Source organism: Exiguobacterium sp. s89 (assembly GCF_018617735.1).
Classification (GTDB): Bacteria; Bacillota; Bacilli; order Exiguobacteriales; family Exiguobacteriaceae; genus Exiguobacterium; species Exiguobacterium marinum.
This window is the reverse complement of sequence record NZ_JACSKS010000001.1, coordinates 582,735-602,508: the sequence shown is the minus strand read 5'-3', so window position 1 is coordinate 602,508 and position 19,774 is coordinate 582,735. Positions and strand designations below refer to the sequence as shown.

The 19,774-nt window shown below is 47.0% G+C and carries 24 protein-coding genes; 23 read left to right on the top strand and 1 reads right to left on the bottom strand.

The features are described from left to right. From KNO96_RS03105 to KNO96_RS03015, 19 genes are all read left to right on the top strand, one after another. Complete coding sequence (locus tag KNO96_RS03105; protein WP_214698274.1) at positions 1-711, top strand: hypothetical protein; 711 nt, start codon at positions 1-3, stop codon at positions 709-711. Positions 712-820: 109 nt separating this feature from the next. Continuing rightward, a complete protein-coding gene (locus tag KNO96_RS03100) occupies positions 821-1,093 on the top strand; it encodes an HU family DNA-binding protein (RefSeq protein ID WP_015881465.1) in 273 nt (90 codons plus the stop codon). Positions 1,094-1,218: 125 nt separating this feature from the next. Next, positions 1,219-1,791: a heptaprenyl diphosphate synthase component 1 gene (locus tag KNO96_RS03095; protein ID WP_214702215.1), complete on the top strand. Its 573-nt coding sequence runs from the start codon at positions 1,219-1,221 to the stop codon at positions 1,789-1,791. A 20-nt stretch (positions 1,792-1,811) separates the two neighbouring features. Then, on the top strand, positions 1,812-2,513 hold the full coding sequence (locus KNO96_RS03090; RefSeq protein WP_214702213.1) for a demethylmenaquinone methyltransferase: 702 nt from the start codon (positions 1,812-1,814) through the stop codon (positions 2,511-2,513). Between the two features lie 3 nt (positions 2,514-2,516). Further along, complete coding sequence (locus KNO96_RS03085; RefSeq protein WP_026826172.1) at positions 2,517-3,479, top strand: polyprenyl synthetase family protein; 963 nt, start codon at positions 2,517-2,519, stop codon at positions 3,477-3,479. Between the two features lie 91 nt (positions 3,480-3,570). Next, positions 3,571-3,990, top strand: a complete 420-nt coding sequence (ndk, locus tag KNO96_RS03080) for a nucleoside-diphosphate kinase (protein ID WP_026826171.1) — start codon at positions 3,571-3,573, stop codon at positions 3,988-3,990. Positions 3,991-4,090: 100 nt separating this feature from the next. Then, the gene (locus tag KNO96_RS03075) at positions 4,091-4,870 is read left to right on the top strand and encodes a CheR family methyltransferase (protein WP_026826170.1); all 780 of its coding nucleotides are present in this window, start codon (positions 4,091-4,093) and stop codon (positions 4,868-4,870) included. A 9-nt stretch (positions 4,871-4,879) separates the two neighbouring features. Beyond that, positions 4,880-6,043 carry a chorismate synthase gene (gene aroC, locus KNO96_RS03070; protein ID WP_026826169.1) on the top strand — a complete coding sequence of 388 codons (1,164 nt, stop codon included), beginning with the start codon at positions 4,880-4,882 and terminating at the stop codon, positions 6,041-6,043. Continuing rightward, positions 6,037-7,092, top strand: a complete 1,056-nt coding sequence (locus tag KNO96_RS03065; RefSeq protein ID WP_214702211.1) for a 3-dehydroquinate synthase — start codon at positions 6,037-6,039, stop codon at positions 7,090-7,092. The genes aroC and KNO96_RS03065 overlap by 7 nt, the downstream gene beginning before the upstream one ends. Beyond that, positions 7,089-8,339, top strand: coding sequence for a 3-phosphoshikimate 1-carboxyvinyltransferase (gene aroA, locus KNO96_RS03060; protein WP_214702209.1), 1,251 nt, complete (start codon positions 7,089-7,091; stop codon positions 8,337-8,339). Before KNO96_RS03065 ends, aroA begins: the two co-directional genes overlap by 4 nt. A 29-nt stretch (positions 8,340-8,368) precedes the next feature. Beyond that, the gene (locus KNO96_RS03055) at positions 8,369-9,643 is read left to right on the top strand and encodes a tetratricopeptide repeat protein (protein ID WP_214702208.1); all 1,275 of its coding nucleotides are present in this window, start codon (positions 8,369-8,371) and stop codon (positions 9,641-9,643) included. A 23-nt stretch (positions 9,644-9,666) separates the two neighbouring features. After that, positions 9,667-10,200 (top strand): ReoY family proteolytic degradation factor, encoded by a 534-nt coding sequence (locus tag KNO96_RS03050; protein WP_214702207.1) that lies wholly within the window; start codon positions 9,667-9,669, stop codon positions 10,198-10,200. 160 nt (positions 10,201-10,360) lie between these two features. Further along, entirely contained in the window at positions 10,361-10,801 is a 441-nt protein-coding gene (locus KNO96_RS03045) for a DUF2487 family protein (RefSeq protein WP_214702206.1), read from the top strand. 110 nt (positions 10,802-10,911) lie between these two features. After that, entirely contained in the window at positions 10,912-11,415 is a 504-nt protein-coding gene (locus KNO96_RS03040; protein ID WP_026826163.1) for a QcrA and Rieske domain-containing protein, read from the top strand. A gap of 15 nt (positions 11,416-11,430) precedes the next feature. Continuing rightward, entirely contained in the window at positions 11,431-12,102 is a 672-nt protein-coding gene (gene qcrB / locus KNO96_RS03035) for a menaquinol-cytochrome c reductase cytochrome b subunit (protein ID WP_026826162.1), read from the top strand. Positions 12,103-12,135: 33 nt separating this feature from the next. After that, complete coding sequence (locus KNO96_RS03030) at positions 12,136-12,930, top strand: menaquinol-cytochrome c reductase cytochrome b/c subunit (protein WP_214698286.1); 795 nt, start codon at positions 12,136-12,138, stop codon at positions 12,928-12,930. An 80-nt stretch (positions 12,931-13,010) separates the two neighbouring features. Continuing rightward, on the top strand, positions 13,011-13,628 hold the full coding sequence (locus KNO96_RS03025; protein ID WP_214702205.1) for a DUF1405 domain-containing protein: 618 nt from the start codon (positions 13,011-13,013) through the stop codon (positions 13,626-13,628). 38 nt (positions 13,629-13,666) lie between these two features. After that, on the top strand, positions 13,667-14,350 hold the full coding sequence (locus KNO96_RS03020; protein WP_026826159.1) for a zinc metallopeptidase: 684 nt from the start codon (positions 13,667-13,669) through the stop codon (positions 14,348-14,350). A gap of 57 nt (positions 14,351-14,407) precedes the next feature. Further along, on the top strand, positions 14,408-14,866 hold the full coding sequence (locus KNO96_RS03015) for a GreA/GreB family elongation factor (protein ID WP_026826158.1): 459 nt from the start codon (positions 14,408-14,410) through the stop codon (positions 14,864-14,866). A 46-nt stretch (positions 14,867-14,912) separates the two neighbouring features. Here KNO96_RS03015 and KNO96_RS03010 read toward each other — a convergent pair whose 3' ends face one another. Further along, positions 14,913-15,788 (bottom strand): YitT family protein, encoded by an 876-nt coding sequence (locus KNO96_RS03010; protein WP_026826157.1) that lies wholly within the window; start codon positions 15,786-15,788, stop codon positions 14,913-14,915. A gap of 112 nt (positions 15,789-15,900) precedes the next feature. Here KNO96_RS03010 and bshB1 point away from each other — a divergent pair, with 112 nt between their 5' ends. Genes bshB1 through KNO96_RS02990 form a run of 4 tightly spaced genes read left to right on the top strand, consistent with a single transcriptional unit; the run spans position 15,901 to position 19,773 of the window. Continuing rightward, positions 15,901-16,584 (top strand): bacillithiol biosynthesis deacetylase BshB1, encoded by a 684-nt coding sequence (gene bshB1, locus KNO96_RS03005; RefSeq protein WP_214702204.1) that lies wholly within the window; start codon positions 15,901-15,903, stop codon positions 16,582-16,584. Beyond that, the gene (gene bshA, locus KNO96_RS03000; protein ID WP_214702203.1) at positions 16,581-17,702 is read left to right on the top strand and encodes an N-acetyl-alpha-D-glucosaminyl L-malate synthase BshA; all 1,122 of its coding nucleotides are present in this window, start codon (positions 16,581-16,583) and stop codon (positions 17,700-17,702) included. Before bshB1 ends, bshA begins: the two co-directional genes overlap by 4 nt. Then, the gene (locus KNO96_RS02995; RefSeq protein WP_026826154.1) at positions 17,699-18,838 is read left to right on the top strand and encodes a CCA tRNA nucleotidyltransferase; all 1,140 of its coding nucleotides are present in this window, start codon (positions 17,699-17,701) and stop codon (positions 18,836-18,838) included. Before bshA ends, KNO96_RS02995 begins: the two co-directional genes overlap by 4 nt. Further along, on the top strand, positions 18,811-19,773 hold the full coding sequence (locus tag KNO96_RS02990; RefSeq protein ID WP_214702201.1) for a biotin--[acetyl-CoA-carboxylase] ligase: 963 nt from the start codon (positions 18,811-18,813) through the stop codon (positions 19,771-19,773). The genes KNO96_RS02995 and KNO96_RS02990 overlap by 28 nt, the downstream gene beginning before the upstream one ends. Position 19,774 lies beyond the last annotated feature (1 nt).

Here is a 19,774-nt window from a genome sequence, read left to right as displayed (position 1 = left end):
ATGAAAAAGATGATCATCGCTGTCAGTTTGGTACTGACGACTCTGTTGGCAGGTTGTATGTTTCCTGAATCGGAACGGACGAATAATGTTCCGTATGAAAATCAATTAACTACCGTACAAAGTGCGGTCGATGCGTATCGTGAACAATCCGGCGTGTTGCCGATTAAGACGAAACCGGCGGAAACGCCTCTTATGGAGCGTTACCCAATCGAATTTTCACGTCTCGTCCCTGGGTACTTGTCTGACCCGCCGGCGAACAGTTTCGAGGGTGGTGGATTATTCCAATATATTCTCGTTGACGTCGAGACTGAACCGACTGTGAAATTAATTGATTTACGTGTCTCGGAGCGGTTACAGCAACTTCAAACAAACATCAATGCTTTCCGAGCAAAAGAGGGGAAATTTCCGTTCGATGGATCACTCGGCAAGAATCAGTTCACATTAGACTACGATAAAATCTTTATCACGGAGGAACCGGTCATTCCAAGCCCTTACTCTGATCGGGAGCTTCCAATCTATGTAGATGGCACGGGACAACTTTTTGTAGACTATCGAAAAGATGTGGAAGAAGCGCTTCAAAAGACGGATGAGTCGCCAAAAATCGGTGATGATATTCGTTATTTGCTCTATAAAGACGCTCCATTTGCCCCAGCTTATTCTCAAGGTTATACAATAGATGAACAAGGAGAAGTCGTTTTTTTAAACAATTGAGCTTGTTTTGATAGTGAATGTCATGAAATCATGCAAAAAATGTTGTCATATCAACGTTTGTACGATATGATTAATCCCGTAAACTCCCTGTGAGAGGAGGTGAATCGTGATGAACAAAACTGAATTGATCCAAGCTGTTACTGAGAAAGCCGATGTTTCTAAAAAAGAAGCAACGAAAATCGTAGAAGCTACGTTTGAATCAATCACTGAAGCACTCCAAAACGGTGAGAAAATTCAATTGATCGGTTTTGGTACTTTTGAAGTTCGTGAGCGTGCTGCCCGTAAAGGTCGTAACCCACGTACAAAAGAAGATATCGAAATCCCAGCGAGTAAAGTTCCTGCATTTAAAGCAGGTAAAGCGCTCAAAGATGCGGTCAAGTAATCTGCAATACATAAGTCGCCGATAGGCGGCTTTTTTGTTGTGTTTGCGAGTTCTAATGACGTGAATGTGACAAAAATGTGCTATACTATGTCAGAATGACAATGAAGTGGGCGAGGGGGGATAGCATGGAAAAGTTGACAAATGAATTTGTTGTCACAGACCTTGCTCGTCAAATCGAAACACGTATGAATCATCCCTATTTGACGAAACACGAGGTGGTACCAGCCATCGACATGCTGTTGCTTCGTTGGATGGTCGAGATGATTGATTTGGAATCGATTGAGCATCGACAACTCGTGATGGCAACCTATTTTGCACATCAAGCGCTCGAATTACACGATCAAGTGAACAGTAGTCCGAGAGGGTCTCTAGCCCGCCAATTAAAAGTGCTCGCTGGCGACTTTGCTTCGGCTCAGTTTTATAAAATCTTGACAGACTTTCCATCGTCATATGGTGACCGGTTTGGGCAGTCCGTACAGCGCGTCAATGCGGCGAAGTGTACCTTGTTGCTCGAGAAGAACGCCTCGATGACTGTTTGGCTTGAAGCAAACATCGGATTGATTCAAACACTTTCCGAATTGATTAAACAACCTTATTTAACAACGAGTGGGAAACAAATGATTGAAAAGAAAGCGACAACCCTCAGGCAAGACCAAAAAGAGCAACTGACGACGTTGCTCGCATATGCGGTCGCTTAGAACGGAAAGGATGTTACACGTTGCAACCGATAGAAAAAGAGCAAAAAGTATACGAAGTATTTCAGTCCATTTCTCCTAGCTACGATACGATGAACTCGATTATCAGCTTCCGACTTCATAAATGGTGGCGACGGACAACGATGAAAAAAATGAACGTCTTTCCGGGGGCTAAATGTCTAGATGTTTGTTGCGGGACAGCCGACTGGACGATTCAATTGGCGGACGCTGCCGGAAATACGGGTGTCGTCAAAGGTCTCGACTTTTCAGAAAACATGCTAAAAGTTGGAGAAGAAAAGGTGAAATCATGGTCGAACATCGAGTTACTTCACGGCAATGCGATGGCACTGCCATTTGGAGATCACTCATTTGATTACGTCACGATCGGATTTGGACTGCGGAACGTTCCGGATTACATGACGGTATTGCATGAAATGCATCGGGTCTTGAAACCGGGAGGGACGGTCGTCTGTCTCGAGACAAGCCAACCGACAGCACCGGTCTTTAAAGAATTGTATCGATTTTATTTTGGGACGGTCATGCCGTTATTCGGTAAAATGTTTGCCGGGTCATATGATCAGTATAAGTGGCTCCAAGAATCGACCGACCAATTTCCGGATCGTTTGAAGCTCAAACGCATGTTCGAAGAGGCCGGGTTTGAACAAGTCGAAGTGAAGACATTCTCCGGAGGTGCATGTGCTATGCATCTAGGAAAGAAGTGGTGAAACATGTCTTTGAAGCGACTCTATCGTCATATGAACCGAGAGATTGATCAAATCGATCAATTTTTATCTACTCGAGTCAGGACGGACCACCCCGTCATTGAATCAGCATCGCGCCAACTTCTCGATGCGGGTGGCAAACGCATCCGTCCAGCCTTCGTCCTATTGAGCGCAGGGTTCGGTGAGACGAAAGATATCCGTTTGACGAAAGTTGCCTCAAGTCTTGAGTTGATTCATATGGCATCACTCGTCCATGACGACGTCATCGATGATGCGATGCTCCGTCGCGGAAAACCGACCGTAATGGAGCGATATGATGAAACAGTGGCGATGTATACAGGGAATACGTTATTTGGAGAGGCGATTCGTCTCGTATCCGAAATTGAGTCACCGCAAGTGATGCGAATTATGGCAGATACGATGGAACGTATTTGTGTAGGTGAAATCAATCAAATCCAAGATCAATATGAATGGGCACAATCACCAAAGCGATATTTAGATCGAATTGCACGAAAGACTGCTCTTTTGATTGAAACGAGTTGTGCGGCTGGCGCCGTCATTTCAGGAGCATCTCCTCAAGTGGTGAAACAGTTGAGCCTGTTCGGATATGATATCGGCATGGCGTTTCAAATGACGGACGACTTGTTGGATTTTACGGCGAAAAGCTTTCAACTCGGCAAACCAGTCGGTGAAGATTTAAAACACGGTCATAAGACTTTGCCACTCCTTTATTCTTCTGAAGACCCAGGTTTTTATGATCGTCTTCGCCGGGTGAACGCGTCAACGGATTCGGAAGTGACGAAGTCTCTCGTACGGGAAGTGCAACAAAATGGAACGCTAGAACGAAGTCAACACACGATTGACCGATATGTCAATCGTGCCATCAGCCGGTTAGAAGGGTTGCCAGATGTCCCTGATAAGCGATCGTTGATTGAAATTGCACAATATATTGGAAAGCGTAAATGGTAAACTCCCATGGAACCCCTTTCAAAAATGTGAAAGACCATGTACACTAAAAACGTACATCGTACACACTTATTGACTTAGGGGGATTTGGGGAATGGAAAAGACATTTTTAATGGTTAAACCGGATGGGGTAAAACGTGGATTGATTGGGGAAATCGTCTCACGCTTTGAAAACAAAGGATATACGTTGAACCGTCTCAAAATGGTGACCCCGTCAGTTGAGGTCGCGGAGGCACACTATGCAGAGCATAAAGAAAAACCATTCTTCGGTGAATTGGTAGAGTTTTTGACTTCTGGTCCGGTCGTTGCGATGGAATGGGAAGGTGAAGACATCGTAGCGGTCTCTCGTCTTATGATTGGCAAGACGAAGCCACTTGATGCGCAACCAGGAACAATTCGCGGCGATTTTGCATCAACGATGTCACAAAACGTGATTCATGGTTCTGATAGTGTGGCAAGCGCAGAGCGCGAACTTGCACTTTGGTTCGCTGAAATCGCCTCACACGTTTCATGACTTTTCGAGGGACGGGGAAACCTGTCCCTTTTTGATTCCCTTGAAATGCCTATGTTCAGAAGAATGAGGAAATGAGAAAGAATTGAGGTTGAAATTGGTGATGAATGATTATGCCATCTTCGTAAAAAAGTTTTATATCAAGTCTGGTATTGACTTGAATTTATATAAAGAGGCGCAGATGAAGCGTCGAATGGTCGCCTTGCGTGAAAAGAAAGGGTATGCATCGTTCCTTGAATATTTGAAGGCGATGGATATGGATCGTCAGTTATACGAGGAATTTCTTGACCGGATGACGATCAATGTGAGTGAATTTTACCGTAACCCGATTCGGTGGCAACAGCTAGAAGAGGATATTCTGCCTTATTTGATCCGTTCGAGTAAAGGGAAGCTTCGCGTGTGGAGTGCTGCCTGTTCGACAGGAGAAGAGCCCTACTCGCTCGCCATGTTACTGTCAAAACATTTGGCTCCATCTCAATTTTCAATCATGGCTACAGATTTAGATGATGTCGTCATCGAAAAGGCGAAACAAGGAAAGTATCATGAACGGGCACTGATTGACTTACCCGTTGAGTTTCAAAAGCGTTACTTTACGCGTCGTGGGGAGGACTATTTCATCTCAGACGAAATTAAGCAACTGGTTACGTTCAAAAAACATAACCTATTAGCGGATGTATATGAACGAAACTTCGACTTGATCGTCTGTCGAAATGTATTGATTTACTTCACAGAAGATGCGAAAGGAAAAGTATATTCGTCGTTTCAACGGGCGTTACGTCCTGGTGGGATGTTATTTGTCGGTGGAACCGAACAAATTTTCCAGCCAAAGCGTTACGGCTATGCGATGAAACAAAGTTTCTTTTACGAAAAAATAGATGGATGAGGTGAACGGATGCGTTATTTGACAGCTGGTGAATCACATGGTCCGGGACTGACGGTCATCGTAGAAGGTGCACCTGCAGGACTTGTCGTAGACATTGATCAGATGAATCTTGAATTGAAGAAGCGGCAGTCCGGATATGGGCGAGGACGTCGCATGCAAATCGAGTCTGATCAAGTGGAGGTTCGTTCTGGTATTCGACATGGGAAGACAACCGGTGCCCCAATCACTTTTTGGATTGAAAATAAAGATCATACGCACTGGAAACACGTGATGCAAGCAGAATCGATTGAAGGCGACATCGAGGTGAAGCGTCGCGTCTCACGACCGAGACCTGGACATGCGGACCTAGTTGGTGGATTAAAGTATGACCATCGAGACTTGCGAGATGTTTTAGAACGCTCGAGTGCGCGAGAAACGGCAGCCCGTGTCGCAGTCGGGGCTTTTTGTAAGCAACTGCTTCAACAAGTTGGGATGTCACTCTTTAGCTATGTAAAAGTGATTGGTGGGGAGAAGGCAGACATGCAGACGTTCGATTCGTTAGAAGAAACTTTGGAGATTATCGACGCATCACCTGTACGTACATTTGATACGAAAGCTGCAGAAAGAATGATGCAACGAATCGATGAAGCGAAAGCGAATGGGGACTCGATTGGCGGAATCGTCTGTACCGAAGTGCATGGTGTCGTTCCTGGTCTAGGCTCTTACGTACAATACGATCGAAAACTGGATGCGAAAATCGCGCAAGCTGTCATGAGTGTCAATGCTTTCAAAGGTGTCGAATTTGGGGACGGATTCGAGATGGCGTATCGGCCTGGTTCGGAAGTAATGGACCCGATTGCTTATGGAGATGAGGGGTATACCCGACTCAGTAATCACCTCGGCGGATTCGAAGGCGGGATGACAACGGGTATGCCGATTGTCTGTTCAGCGGTCATGAAACCGATTCCGACGCTCTACAAACCGCTTCAATCCGTCGATATTGATACAAAAGAGGCATTCCTTGCTCAAATTGAACGGAGTGACTCGTGTGCTGTACCTGCAGCATCCCTCGTCGTCGAGGCGGTCATCGCGTTTGAAATCGCAAAGGAAGTGTGTGAGACGTTCGGACATGATACGATGGAACGAATCAGTCGCCGTGTCGAGGATTACCGGGAGGAGATACGCATATGGTGACGATTCCAATTGCGGCATCGACCCCGTATGATGTCGTCGTCGATGATCAAGACCGGTGGATTAAAACGATTGAGTTATCAGGTTATCCGATACTTTGGGTCGTCACGGACGAACATGTCGATTCTCTATACGGGAACTCATTTCGTACACAGTTGGAACAAGTGCATTCACACGTCGTCTGGTCCGTCGTTGAGGCGGGTGATGCGTCAAAGTCGTTAACCCATCTAGAACATCTTGTCGCGGAAGGGTTAAGTCACGGATGCGATCGTCACTCACTGATTGTCGCCTTCGGCGGTGGGATGATTGGTGACTTGGCTGGCTTTTTAGCAAGCGTCTACATGCGTGGTGTTCCTTACATACAAGTTCCGACGACGATTTTAGCCCATGATTCCGCTGTTGGTGGCAAAGTTGCGGTCAACCATCCACTTGCGAAAAATGCGATTGGGGCGTTTTATCAACCGATTGGAGTCAATTATAATGTGTCTCGACTCAAATCCTTACCGGTTCAAGAAGTGCGGAGTGGTCTCGGTGAACTGTTGAAACATGCGTATTTGTCACGTTACGTCCTCGAAACCTCTTTCGAGGACGACTTGTTTTTAGCTTTGACGGATGTTGAACAAATCGATTGGGTTTGTTGGCTTGCCCGTGGAATTGAAGTGAAACGAGCGATAGTCGAAACAGATGAGCGAGAACAAGGGATTCGAGCTTGGCTTAATTTCGGACACACATTCGGACATGCCCTTGAATCAGTCGAAACTTATCGCATCCCACATGGTGAAGCAGTATTGCATGGTATGGTGTTCGCCTTTTTACTGTCCGGGGATGAAGTCCGGGCCAAGCGTTTGTTCGATTGGATGCGTTTGAATGATGTCACGCCGATCGACTGGAAACCGTTCTCTTATTATGTGGAGAAAATGGTTCGGGATAAAAAGAATCGTAACGGGTCGATTCGTTTTGTATTACTTCGTGAATCAATTACTGTTGAACCGGTGGCGCTAGAGCTCCTTCAACGTACGTTTGAGCAGATGAAAGGATGGTGGGAACGATGAGTTTAAACGGTTCAATCCGTGTCCCGAGTGATAAATCAATCACGCACCGGGCGCTGTTATTTGGAATGATGGCGAGCGGGACGACGCGTGTGCGGCATCCTCTTCTCGGTGCCGATTGTCGTTCGACGCTCGAAGTGATTCGATTACTCGGAGCCGACGTGGAGGAACAGCGAGAAGAGCTGATCATCACAGGAATCGAGTCACCGCAATCGGCACGTCTTGACTGTGGAAACTCGGGAACGACCATGCGCTTATTGATCGGTCTCTTGTCCGGCTATAACGGGTCATTTGAACTTGTGGGTGATGACTCGCTATCGAAACGTCCGATGCGACGGGTTACCGCGCCGTTACGTGAGATGGGAGCACACGTCAAAGGAAATCAGGCACCGCTCTTCATCGAAGGGGCGATGCTTCAATCCATTGACTATACGTTACCTGTGGCGAGCGCCCAGGTAAAGTCAGCCATTCTACTCGCCGGATTACGCGCCTCGGGAACGACGATTGTTCGCGAACCGATGTTGTCACGAGACCATACAGAGCGTATGTTACCACTATTCGGAGCGAAACTATCTGTCGAAGTGGAAAAAGGGGAGCGCGTCATTCGCGTCGACCCATCTCGGTTGAACGGAGCGACGGTGAACGTGCCGGCGGATCCGTCTTCGGCCGCCTTTTTCTGGGCCGGGGCATCCATCGTATCTGGAAGCTCGGTGACGACAACAGATGTTTGTTTGAATGAGACACGAATCGGCTTTTTACGGACGCTTGAGCGGATGGGGGCGAACGTCGTCATTTCCAATGAACGACTGGTCGGAGAAGAGATCGTCGGTGACGTCACGGTCAAGACGAGCGTACTATCCGGTACAGTTGTTGAAAAGGACATGATTCCCTCACAGATTGATGAATTGCCATTATTTGCACTCGTCGCCTCACAGGCGAACTCACCGTCAGTCGTGAAAGACGCTGCGGAACTTCGGGTGAAAGAGACAGACCGTATTGATTCGGTCGTCTCACAACTCAGAAAACTTGGTGTGGACATCGTCGGTACCGAGGACGGATTCATCGTTAATCCGAGTCGACTTCACGGAGGAAGTGTCACGACGTATGGAGATCACCGCTTATCCATGATGTTACAAATCGCCGCACTCATGACAGATGAATTCGTTCACATTGAAGAAATAGAAGCATCCGATGTCAGCTATCCGCGATTCCGTCAAGATTTACAACGGGTTCAACGTAAGATAGAATAACGACAAACCGAAGGCCAGGAGGACGAAACATGCTAGATGAATCAGCATTAACACATATAATCGAGATGCTTGAGTCTGGTGAGACTGAACATGCGCTCATGCATATTGAACAACTTGAGAAAGAAGGGTCAGATGATGATCGTTTAGCGGTTGCTGACCTGTATTTAGAACTAGGTCTTGCCGACCGTGCTACCGAAGTACTTTCTAAACTGTACGTCGATTACGAAGGGGACCCAAACGTTGCCCTATCACTCGCGGAAGCATATTTAGATAGCGACCGGGAAGAAGAAGCGATTGCTGTTCTTGAGAAAATCAAGTCGAATGACGCGGAAACACAAGTGAGAAGCCTCGTCTTGTTAGCTGACTTATATCAATCTCAAGGGTTGGATGAAGTGGCTGTGAAAAAACTGATGGAAGCACTTGAAAAGAACCCAGACGAACCGTTATTGATTTATGGCTTGGCCGAACTTTACGCATCGACCGGTTCATTTGAACAAGCGATCCCGCTCTATGCGCGACTTCCAAAAATGAAACTACCTTCAGAAATTGATTATCAGGCGGATTACGCAGAGGCCCTCACGATGGTCGGCTCGTTCGAAGAGGCGCTTGAAGAGTACGAATCAGCAACCCATCGTGATTTGAATACCGTCTTCGGTCATGCGATGACGGCACATCGGATTGGACGAGAGGAAATTGCGATTAAGCAGTTTAAAGAACTTCAGGCGATGGACCCGGACTTTACTTCGCTTTACCTTCCTTATACCGAGTCGCTCGATGCAATCGGACAAACGGAAGAAGCATTAGAAATCATCGGCCAGGGTATCACACGTGATGATTACAATGATGAGCTTCGTCATGTCAAAGCAAAACTGCTTCTCAAACTTGGAAATCGAGAAGGTGCCATTAAGGAACTCCGTGAAGCGCTCGTGCTAAATCCGGAATCGATTCAAGCGACAGAACTCCTCTTATCAATTTTGTTCGAGACAGGAGAATTCGATGATGTTCTCGAAACAATAGACGCACTCGAAGACCACACGACGTCACCGCTCATGACATGGTATAAGGCGAAAGCGAAATATGAGCTCGAAGAGTACGAAGAAGCGGTCAGTCTGTATTCATCAATCGAACCGATTTTGAAAGAGGACGTGTCATTTGTGACGGAATGGGCTACACTGTTGATAGAGGAAGGTCGTAGACAAGAAGCACGACGTGTGGTCGAGCAATCGCTTGCATTGATGGTCGATCTCGAAGATCGTCAAGTACTCGAAGATCAGCTCGAACAATTGTCTGATGACGTAGAATGATAAAGGGAAGGGAATGAGGTCAAATGGTCGAGCGGAAACGGAAATTTTTGAAGCGATTCGTCGCTCATCATACACTTCGGAAGCGCGAAGCAAAGTGGATTCTTGACTATTGGTTGAGACATCCTGATAAGCTGGGAAACGTTCATTTCGTGACAAACGCCTCGGTCTCGCCACGAAGTCTTGTGATGACGGCTTACGGCTTTGACGGCGAACCGTTTCGATACCGACGGGGAGACCTTGTGACCATGAATCCTGAGAAAGCCTATCATGATATTCGTCTACACGATGGGCCAATCTATGTGGAGTTAAATTTTCAAGGCATGATGATTGATGAGAATTGGGTGGACATCGTGGAACAGAATCCCTTTGAACCTGTGGCGGAAGTGAAAGATGAAGTATCCTCCTCAGCCCAAACGGTCATACAAGCCTCTGTTGCTCAATTTGAAGAAGAGCGATTATTGATTGAAATCGATAAGGCGCTTGATTGCAGAGACGAGAATTTATTCCGTAACTTGACGAGTCAACTCCATCAAGTGCGGGCATCGAAATTATTTTGAAAAAAACAAGCGCTTCCGTTCCGGTAGTCGCTTGTTTTTTGGTATATTAATAACGTAGGAATACACAATTATTTCACAGTTCGTTCATAAGTTTGGAATGTGAGCGATGTCATGTACGCTACAATAGACATGATGAGATAAGTTGGAGAGGAGGGAAAAGATGAGGTTCGATAGTCAAGGGGCACTGCGCTCGATTGCCGAACGACAATATGTCGATACGCTCATCGTTCCGCTCGCAGAATTGGCGTTTGGTGAAGACATGGTTCGTAAAGCCGAAAGCTATGAAGTGATTCATGCCGTCACGGTTGAAACAGAACGTCAGTTATCTGGTCGAACGATGCTCAGCCCGCCAATTAGTTACACCGATGTCGAAGCCGGAGTGGAATTGGCAAAAGATGTAGTGACAAAAGCGGATTCATCCGGATTTTCTCACGTATTGTTTATTGCGTCAGACATCCGTTTCAAATCGTATGATTTGCCGATTATGTTTGTACCGCCGCTTGCGTTAGGAGCGATGTCGAGCGATCAAGCGCACACGATGGTTCAAAATTTTGCGACACAAGTTATTACAGAGCTTTCGAGCCGTTGGATGGCGACATGAAGCGGTTGACGTAGAGGTTTTATTGATATACTATTTTGTTGAGTGAGAAATTTTTGTGAAGAATGCATAAAGAATTATGGGGTTATGCACACGAATGAGGGGGGAACGAAATGGCTCAAAATGGGTCAAAAGTCACACGCCGTCAGTTCTTAACGTACACACTGACTGGAGTAGGTGGCTTTATGGCGGCAACATTGATCAGTCCGATGGTCAACTTTGCGATCGATCCGGTCTTGAAAAAAACTGGAGCAGGCGACAAAGTAAAAGTTATGAGTCTTGATGACATCACGACTGAGCCGCAACGTGTCGACTTTAAGAAACAAACACAAGATGCTTGGTACGAATTTGAAGAAACACTTTCAGCATGGGTTTACAAAACAGAAAGTGGCGAGATTGTCGCACTTTCTCCGATTTGTACACACCTCGGCTGTCAAGTAGCTTACGCGGGTGATCCAACTCGTCCAACTGAATTCTTCTGCCCATGTCACTTAGGACGGTATGAAAAAGATGGGACGAACATCCCAGGTACACCACCAACAGCACCACTTGCTCGTTATGAAAAAGAAGAAAAAGATGGGTTCCTATATCTAGGTAGCCCAATTTCACAGAAGTGAGAGGGGGACTAGTCGATGTTACAAAAAATTTATGATTGGGTCGATGAACGCGTAGACATCACACCACTTTGGCGCGATATCGCAGACCACGAAGTACCGGAACACGTCAACCCTGCTCATCACTTCTCTGCATTTGTCTATTGTTTTGGTGGTTTGACGTTCTTTACAATCGTCATTCAAATCCTTTCGGGGATGTTCTTGACGATGTATTACGTACCAGACATCATTAACGCTCACGCGTCAGTGTACTACTTACAAAATGAAATCGCACACGGACAAATTGTACGTGGGATGCACCACTGGGGCGCATCAGTCGCCATCGTCATGTTATTCTTACATACGCTCCGCGTGTTCTTCACGGGATCGTATAAGAAGCCACGTGAACTTAACTGGGTTGTTGGTGTTCTCTTGTTCTTCGTCGTCTTGGCGCTTGGACTTACAGGATACTTGCTTCCTTGGGACATGAAAGCATTGTTCGCAACGAAAGTTACGCTTCAAATCGCTGAAAGTGTACCGGTCATCGGTGGTATTGCGAAGACACTTCTCGCCGGTGGTGAGATTGTCGGGGCGAGCACACTCGCACGATTCTTCGCGATCCACGTCTTCTTCTTGCCGGCGGCATTGTTTGGATTGTTGGGAGCCCACTTCTTGATGATTCGTAAACAAGGTATTTCTGGACCGCTATAAACCGATTCGAGGAGAAAAAGGAGGAGAAACGATATGCATCGCGGTAAAGGGATGAAATTTGTAACCGACTCTCGAGTAGGAATCTCGAATCGGAAACAAAACATTGCAAAAGACTATTCAGAATATCCAGGACGCACAGAAGCGTTTTGGCCAAACTTCTTGCTTAAAGAGTGGATGGTAGGGTCGGTCTTCTTGATCGGCTTCATCGCTTTGACAATCGTCGAGGCAGCACCGCTTCAAAATATCGCCGATCCAACGAACACGTCATACATTCCGTTACCGGACTGGTATTTCTTGTTCTTGTATCAGTTGTTAAAATATCAATTCGCTGCTGGAGACTGGATTTTGCTCGGTACGGTCATTATTCCAGGTTTGGCGTTTACGGCACTTCTCATCGCACCTTGGCTTGACCAAGGTCTAGAGCGTCGACCTGCTAAGCGACCAGTCGCCATCAGTTTCATGTTGCTCGGTATTCTCTCGGTCTTTTACTTGACTTGGGAATCTGTTCAAACGACACACTGGGATCAAGTCCACGCTCAAGGTGAACTTCAAGTTCCAGGTGAAGGTCCTGAAATTGATACAGCGGCACCGGGATATGAGATTTATTCGGCTCAATCATGTGTGAACTGTCACGGTCAAAACCTAGAAGGTGGAGCAGCGGCTCCTGGCTTGGTCGGTACGACGTACACGGCTGACGAGATTGCGGATATCGCTGTAAATGGAATTGGGACGATGCCTGCTGGACAGTGGGACGGCTCACCTGAAGATTTACAAGTATTATCTGAATTCATCGCTTCATATGGTGAAGGCGGCGAAAATAACGAGTAAGCCATAAAGTGTAGCCTGAATACCGGGCTACACTTTTTTACTTTAATTACGATAAACTGAAAGAAAAAAGGATTGAGACAATGAACCCGATGTTTTTAAAACCTTTCTTGACGCATCGAATCGTACTAACCATTCTTTTCATGATTAACTTAGGGGGTACGATTTACGGCTATATCTGGTATGAACCGCAACTACGAGACACTCCATATATTTATTGGCCATTCGTCCCGGACAGTCCGACGGCATCTCTCTTCTTTACGATTGTGCTCGGATTATGGATGATAAAAAAAAGCTCCCCTTTATTCGAGACACTTGCGTTTATTACGTTGATTAAATATGGAGTCTGGGCAGTCATAATGAATATTATGTATTTAGGAAAGCTACCGGCGGATGCACCGACCATTACCATCTTGATGGCAGTTATGTTGATGGTTTCGCACGGTGCGATGGCTTTGCAAGCACTCATCTATGCTCCGTTTATGAAATGGACGGTTGCATCGTTTGTCTGTTCTCTAATTTGGGTGATTCATAACGACGTAGTAGATTATGTGCTCGGTCAATGGCCACGTTATCCGTCACTCGCAGAAGAGATTATGTGGATCGGCTACGGCTCGTTCTGGTTGACGGGATTATGTTTTTTTATGGGATATGCGTTCGTCCTGCGTCCATCGCTTGAAAATAAGTTCATAAGAATGTAAAATCAAATTATCAAATACATTCAGAGGTGAAATAGAAAATGTCATTAGGTGGCTATATTTTCTATCTTGCACTGATTATGCTCATTCCATTATGGGCCCAGATGCGAGTGAAAAGTACGTATAAACAGTTTCTACAAAAACCGCTCCAAAGCGGTGTCACAGGTGCACAAGTAGCTGATTTCATCATGAAACAAAACGGTGTTCATAATGTTCGAATCGAGATGGTCGATGGATTGATGAGCGACCACTACGACCCGGTCAATAAAGTTGTACGGTTGTCGCGTGAAGTGTATCAAGGATCGACGATTTCATCGGCTGCAATCGCGGCGCACGAAATCGGTCACGTGATTCAAGATGCAACGGACTATAAGATGATGCGTGTTCGTCATAGTCTTGTTCCTGTCGTCAACATCACATCAAACTTGTCATTCCCATTATTACTTGGTGGTTTCTTGTTCGGCGCACTCGGACTTGCACAACTCGGTGTCATCATGATGCTCGGGGCGGTCATATTCCAACTCATCACGTTACCGGTCGAGTTCGATGCTTCGAAGCGTGCGATGACTCAGTTGACGTCGCACGGAATCGTGACGGCGACGGAAGAGACAGGTGCACGAAAAGTGTTGAATGCTGCCGCATGGACATACGTGGCTGCAACACTCGTTGCGGTTGCCGAACTCATTCGCTTGGCGCTCATCGTCTTTATGCCACGTGATGAATAGAAGTGAATCCCGTCGAATGACGGGATTTTTATTATTGTCTGAAAGGAATGTTTGATGATGAAACCAAAACTGACGGTAGACGGTCACAATCAACTGCAGACTAGACTTTCGAAGTTGAGAGACGAAAAGACGGATGCACGGGAACGCCTTCGCACTGCCCGTAAGTTTTGCGATTTCCGAGAGGATGTCACATACGCCGAGGCAGTCGATCATTATGAACAGATTGAGACCGATATTTTAGAAATTGAACGGGTGCTTGATGATGCGGTCATCATCGAGTCGGAACAATCGAAAATTGTCACGTTCGGTAACAAGGTCGTCATTCGAGAAGTGGGAGAGGATGAGACCGAAAATTATCGGATTGTCGGTGAAGCCGAGGCAAACATAGAAAATGGGACCATTTCAATCACATCGCCACTCGGTCGTGAGTTGATTGGTGCGGAGGCCGGCCAAATTGTTCAGATTGAATCACCAGGTGGTGCACTTCAATTTGAAGTTCTCCAAATCGAGGCATAAAACATCGCTCCGTTCATTAAGTGAACGGAGCGATGTTTGTATGACCTTATTTCAGCGGCATACGGTTCTCGTCGAACGTAAATCCTTCTCCACCGACTTCATAAACATGGTGGAACGTGACGAACGCGTGCGGATCGATTTGTTTAACGATTGTTTTCAATCGATTCACTTCGTTTCGACCGACGACGACGTAGAGGACCTCGAGTTCTCGGTTCGAGTAGCCACCTTTTGCGAGCAATCTTGTCGTTCCACGATTCATCGTCGCATGGATCCCGTCCGCAATGGCGGTCCGATGGTCGCTGATGATCATCGCCGCCTTACCAGCATATGTCCCTTCCTGCATCGAGTCGATGACACGAGCCCCGATATAGACGGCGAGAAGTGTATACATCGCTTCGCGGATATCGAGATAAGTCAAACTGAGGACGATGACAAAGAAGTCAAAGATGAGAAACGTCTTGCCAATTGACCAACCAAAATATCGTTGTACGAGACGAGCGATAATATCCACTCCTCCAGTCGTGCCACCGTTATTGAAGATGATACCAAGCCCGACCCCGATAAAGAGACCAGCGAAGAGACTCGCAAGCACCATGTCGTCTGTCAAGTCGATGACGAGCGTCGAGTATTTAGCGATAAGCGCATACCAAAGTGAAAATGAGAACGTCCCGATGAGCGTATAGATGAAGGTCGTTCGACCTAACAGTTTATAACTCATGAAAAAGAGTGGGATGTTTAGAGCCAAGTTGGTGACAGATGGCGAAATATCGAACAGACCACGAAGGATCAATGTGATTCCGGTGAATCCACCTTCAGCCAAATTATTTTGGACGTTGAAGTGATAAACGCCGAATGCAAAAATAAACGAACCTATTAGTATAAAAATAATATTCCGAACGCGAATCGGTAATTGTACCGTCATCAGGTTCACCTCCCCTTAGATAGAGTACTCGAAAAACAGTTCAGTTGACTAGCCTGAACATATGACATTCAGAAACGAGTCGGCTATACTTTTCAAAGAAGAGGTGATGTAAATGAAAGTAGTAGCCATCGGGGCACATCCAGACGATATTGAAATCGGGATCGCCGGCATGACCGCCCAATGGACGAAAGAGAAGATTGAAGTCGTTTATGTCGATTTGACGAGAGCGGAGTTGTCTTCTAATGGAGATGTCGAAATGAGACAACAAGAAGCGAGGGAAGCAAATTCGGTGTTAGGTGTACGCCGTGTAAATTTAGGGTTCAAAGACCGAGGAATCGACGGAAGTGAGGAACAACTAAAAGCCATCGTTTCTTTGATTCGCAATGAGCGCCCGACTCATTTGCTGTATCCCTATGAGGTCGATCGTCATCCGGATCATGCGGCCTGCGCACACCTCGTGACCGAGGCGCTGTTTAATGCCGGCATCCGCAAATACTTACCTGATCTCGACGCATACCGTCCGGAAAGTGTATATCAGTACATGATTAATGCATACGTAGAGCCGGATGTGTGTGTGGATATTAGTGACATGATTGAAGTGAAAAAACAGGCGTTACAGTGTTATGCGAGTCAATTCACACCCGTGGATGGGGTACAGACACCTTTGACTGACGCGTACGTGGAACGAGTCGTCGCCCGCGAACGACATTTTGGTAGTTTGATCGGTGTGGCGTACGCGGAAGGATTAAAACGTGTTCGACCATATGTCGTGAAACAAGCAGGTGATCTTGCATGAAGTATTCAATCGGGATTCTTTGTTATCCGTCAGTCGGTGGTTCGGGGATTTTGGCGACAGAACTCGGGATGAAGCTCGCAGATCGGGGACATGACGTCCATTTCATCACGAGTAGCATGCCGTTTCGTCTGAACGCCTACCATCCGAATATTACGTTCCATCAAGTCGAGATCAACCAATATTCGGTCTTCCGTTATCCACCGTACGACATGACGCTTTCAGCGAAAATCGCAAGTGTCATCCAAACGTTCGGGCTCGATGTCATACATGCCCATTATGCGGTACCGCACGCCGTATGTGCAGCGCTCGGTCGTGAGATGGCAGGGGTGAAGACTCCAATCGTCTCGACGTTACATGGAACGGACATCACGGTGCTCGGTGAGGATGAGGAATTGAAACCTGCCATTTTATACGGATTGCGTCAATCGAACGCGATTACGGCCGTGTCACACAGTTTGAAGCGAGAGACTGAAGAGCGGATTGCGAGTGATTTACCGATTCGAGTCATTCACAACTTTATCGACGAATCGGTCTATACGCCTCAACTCGACCCGACGCTAAGGGAACGATACGGCTTGTCGAAAGAGGACCGGGTCGTCATCCACATCTCGAACTTCCGTCCTGTCAAACGAGTCGACCTGGTTTTGGAAGCATTCGACCAAATGGATGTGCCGAACAAAAAACTATTGCTTGTAGGTGACGGTCCGCTGATGGGGGCGATGCGTCGATTCGTGGCAGAGATGGGGCTTGAAGACCAGGTCATTTTTGCAGGAAAGCAAGAACAAGTCGCCGCTCTTCTCGCAATAAGTGACGTCCATGTTTTGTTATCAGATAAAGAAGCGTTTGGTCTCGTCGCCCTCGAAGCAATGGCGACAGGCGTGCCGTCAGTCGTAAGTGACGCAGGAGGTCTCCCAGAAGTGATCACAGATGGCGAGGACGGCTTTGTCGTACCGAGAGGAGATGTGACACAGGCCGCAGAGGCGATACAACGTATGTTGACAGATGATTCGCTACGAGAACGCTTCAGCCAGAACGGATTAGAGAAATCCCGACGCTTTGCCTCGCAAGACATCGTGACCGAATATGAGCGTTTGTATGAACAGGTGGTGACATCATGACAGAATGGGAATATGCAAAAAAAATCATCGAAACAATTGAATACCATGGCGGTGAAGCCTATATTGTCGGTGGCGCCGTACGCGATTATGTGCTCGGGAGTTTGCCAGACGATATTGATTTGGCGACCTCACTTTTTCCTGAAGAGGTAATGACGCTGTTCCCGAAAGCAGTCCCGACCGGTATTGAACATGGAACGGTCACCGTCATTCTCAATCATCACCCGTTCGAGGTGACGACATTCCGTTCGGAAGGCTCGTATTCGGATTCGAGACGGCCCGACCATGTCGCGCTAGGGGTGTCGCTAGAAGAAGATTTGTTGCGTCGTGATTTCACGATGAACGCGATGGCATTCCATGATGGGCAAGTCGTTGATTTGTTTGGTGGTCAACATGACCTTGAGGAACGAATCATCCGGACGGTCGGAAGCCCATACGAGCGGTTCGGAGAGGACGCCCTACGCATTATGCGTGCACTCCGGTTTATGTCGCAGCTCGACTTCACGTTACATGAGGAGTTGCGCCACGCAGCGAATAGGCTAGGTCACAGGCTCGAACACATTGCGATGGAGCGCATCGCAATCGAATTTGAAAAACTGTTGACCGGTCCTGCCTACAGACGGGCGTTAGGTGAAATGATTGAGCTCGGTATTCATCACTACTTACCGAACGTTTCGACAGAACTGATGCGATGTGTACAGGAAGACGTGCGAACACCGGTGAATGCGGTCAGTGGATGGGCGCTCTTTATCTATCATGCGAAAGACGAGGATTGGCTTCTGCCGTGGAAACGATCTAACACTATTAAACGAGAGGCACGTACGCTTGCACGATTATGTGAGGTGGGACTTGATACGATGACCGTTTATCTGACGGACGAACACACGCTCTCGACCTATTTCCGAATGAACGGAGAAAGTGACCGTAGCCACGAACTGAAACAGTCGCTTCCGATGAAATCACGCAAAGAGATGATGTTTAACGGACGAGATGCCCTTGAACTCGGGGCGAGAGGGGAAACCATCAAGCATCTGTTGGCCGACCTTGAACAGCGCGTCGTCTTACAAGAGGTGCCGAACCACGAGACTGTATTGAAAGAGGAGGCGAAACGATGGCTTCAACGCGCGGGCGTGTCCTGACATTATTACAAGACGGTGAAGTATGGAGCGGTCAAGAGCTGGCACGTCAGTTAAATATTTCACGTACCGCTATTTGGAAACATATCGAAACCCTTAAACAAGACGGATATGCGATTCATACCATTCCAAGGAAAGGATATCAATTGCTTGAACAGAGTGATCGGTTTGATGAGCCAGCCTTTGTCTCGTTTCGTAAAGGACGTTTCGGTCAAGTCGTCCATGCGTTCAATCAGGTCGATACGACACAACGAATTGCGCATGAACTCGCACAACAACACGTGACGGAAGGAACGCTCGTCATCAGCGAAGAACAGACGTCGGGTCGTGGGCAACTTGGTCGTAACTGGCATAATCCGAAGCATGTTAATATTGCGGCGAGCGTTATCCTGAGACCGGAGTTGCCGATTCGAGATGCGTCGAAATTGACCTTGATGGCAGCAAGTGCGTTCGCAAGGGCGCTCAACAACCGAAATATCGATGTGACAATCAAATGGCCGAATGATTTACTGATGAATGGAAAGAAAATTGGCGGCATTTTGACAGAGATGCAGACGGAAGGCGATCGTATCCAGGCGGTCATCTTAGGTTTTGGGATAAATGTAAACGGTGAAGAAATACCGACAGAGCTAGCGCACCGGGCCAGCTCACTCTATCTAGAGACCGAGACAAAATATCATCGAAGCGAGATACTAGCCGACCTATTAACAGAACTCGAAATCGAGTACGATCAATTCCTCGAGTCAGGATTTGCGCCGATTCGCACAAATTGGATGCGACATGCTGCTTATTTGAATGAAACGGTTACTATACATGCTTCCCGAACAACTCGCACGGGCGTAATGCGAGGTATTTCCGATGAAGGAGCTTTACTTCTTGAAGAAGAAGGAAAGATTGAATCGATTTACTCTGCAGAGATTGCAGTGTGGAATGATTGAT

Coding starts and splice junctions, on each gene's coding strand:
- KNO96_RS03105 (WP_214698274.1), top strand. CDS start 1: ATGAAAAAGATGATCATCGCTGTCAGTTTGGTACTGACGACTCTGTTG.
- KNO96_RS03100 (WP_015881465.1), top strand. CDS start 821: ATGAACAAAACTGAATTGATCCAAGCTGTTACTGAGAAAGCCGATGTT.
- KNO96_RS03095 (WP_214702215.1), top strand. CDS start 1,219: ATGGAAAAGTTGACAAATGAATTTGTTGTCACAGACCTTGCTCGTCAA.
- KNO96_RS03085 (WP_026826172.1), top strand. CDS start 2,517: ATGTCTTTGAAGCGACTCTATCGTCATATGAACCGAGAGATTGATCAA.
- ndk (WP_026826171.1), top strand. CDS start 3,571: ATGGAAAAGACATTTTTAATGGTTAAACCGGATGGGGTAAAACGTGGA.
- KNO96_RS03075 (WP_026826170.1), top strand. CDS start 4,091: ATGAATGATTATGCCATCTTCGTAAAAAAGTTTTATATCAAGTCTGGT.
- aroC (WP_026826169.1), top strand. CDS start 4,880: ATGCGTTATTTGACAGCTGGTGAATCACATGGTCCGGGACTGACGGTC.
- KNO96_RS03065 (WP_214702211.1), top strand. CDS start 6,037: ATGGTGACGATTCCAATTGCGGCATCGACCCCGTATGATGTCGTCGTC.
- aroA (WP_214702209.1), top strand. CDS start 7,089: ATGAGTTTAAACGGTTCAATCCGTGTCCCGAGTGATAAATCAATCACG.
- KNO96_RS03055 (WP_214702208.1), top strand. CDS start 8,369: ATGCTAGATGAATCAGCATTAACACATATAATCGAGATGCTTGAGTCT.
- KNO96_RS03050 (WP_214702207.1), top strand. CDS start 9,667: ATGGTCGAGCGGAAACGGAAATTTTTGAAGCGATTCGTCGCTCATCAT.
- KNO96_RS03045 (WP_214702206.1), top strand. CDS start 10,361: ATGAGGTTCGATAGTCAAGGGGCACTGCGCTCGATTGCCGAACGACAA.
- KNO96_RS03040 (WP_026826163.1), top strand. CDS start 10,912: ATGGCTCAAAATGGGTCAAAAGTCACACGCCGTCAGTTCTTAACGTAC.
- qcrB (WP_026826162.1), top strand. CDS start 11,431: ATGTTACAAAAAATTTATGATTGGGTCGATGAACGCGTAGACATCACA.
- KNO96_RS03030 (WP_214698286.1), top strand. CDS start 12,136: ATGCATCGCGGTAAAGGGATGAAATTTGTAACCGACTCTCGAGTAGGA.
- KNO96_RS03025 (WP_214702205.1), top strand. CDS start 13,011: ATGAACCCGATGTTTTTAAAACCTTTCTTGACGCATCGAATCGTACTA.
- KNO96_RS03020 (WP_026826159.1), top strand. CDS start 13,667: ATGTCATTAGGTGGCTATATTTTCTATCTTGCACTGATTATGCTCATT.
- KNO96_RS03015 (WP_026826158.1), top strand. CDS start 14,408: ATGAAACCAAAACTGACGGTAGACGGTCACAATCAACTGCAGACTAGA.
- KNO96_RS03010 (WP_026826157.1), bottom strand. CDS start 15,788: ATGACGGTACAATTACCGATTCGCGTTCGGAATATTATTTTTATACTA.
- bshB1 (WP_214702204.1), top strand. CDS start 15,901: ATGAAAGTAGTAGCCATCGGGGCACATCCAGACGATATTGAAATCGGG.
- bshA (WP_214702203.1), top strand. CDS start 16,581: ATGAAGTATTCAATCGGGATTCTTTGTTATCCGTCAGTCGGTGGTTCG.
- KNO96_RS02995 (WP_026826154.1), top strand. CDS start 17,699: ATGACAGAATGGGAATATGCAAAAAAAATCATCGAAACAATTGAATAC.
- KNO96_RS02990 (WP_214702201.1), top strand. CDS start 18,811: ATGGCTTCAACGCGCGGGCGTGTCCTGACATTATTACAAGACGGTGAA.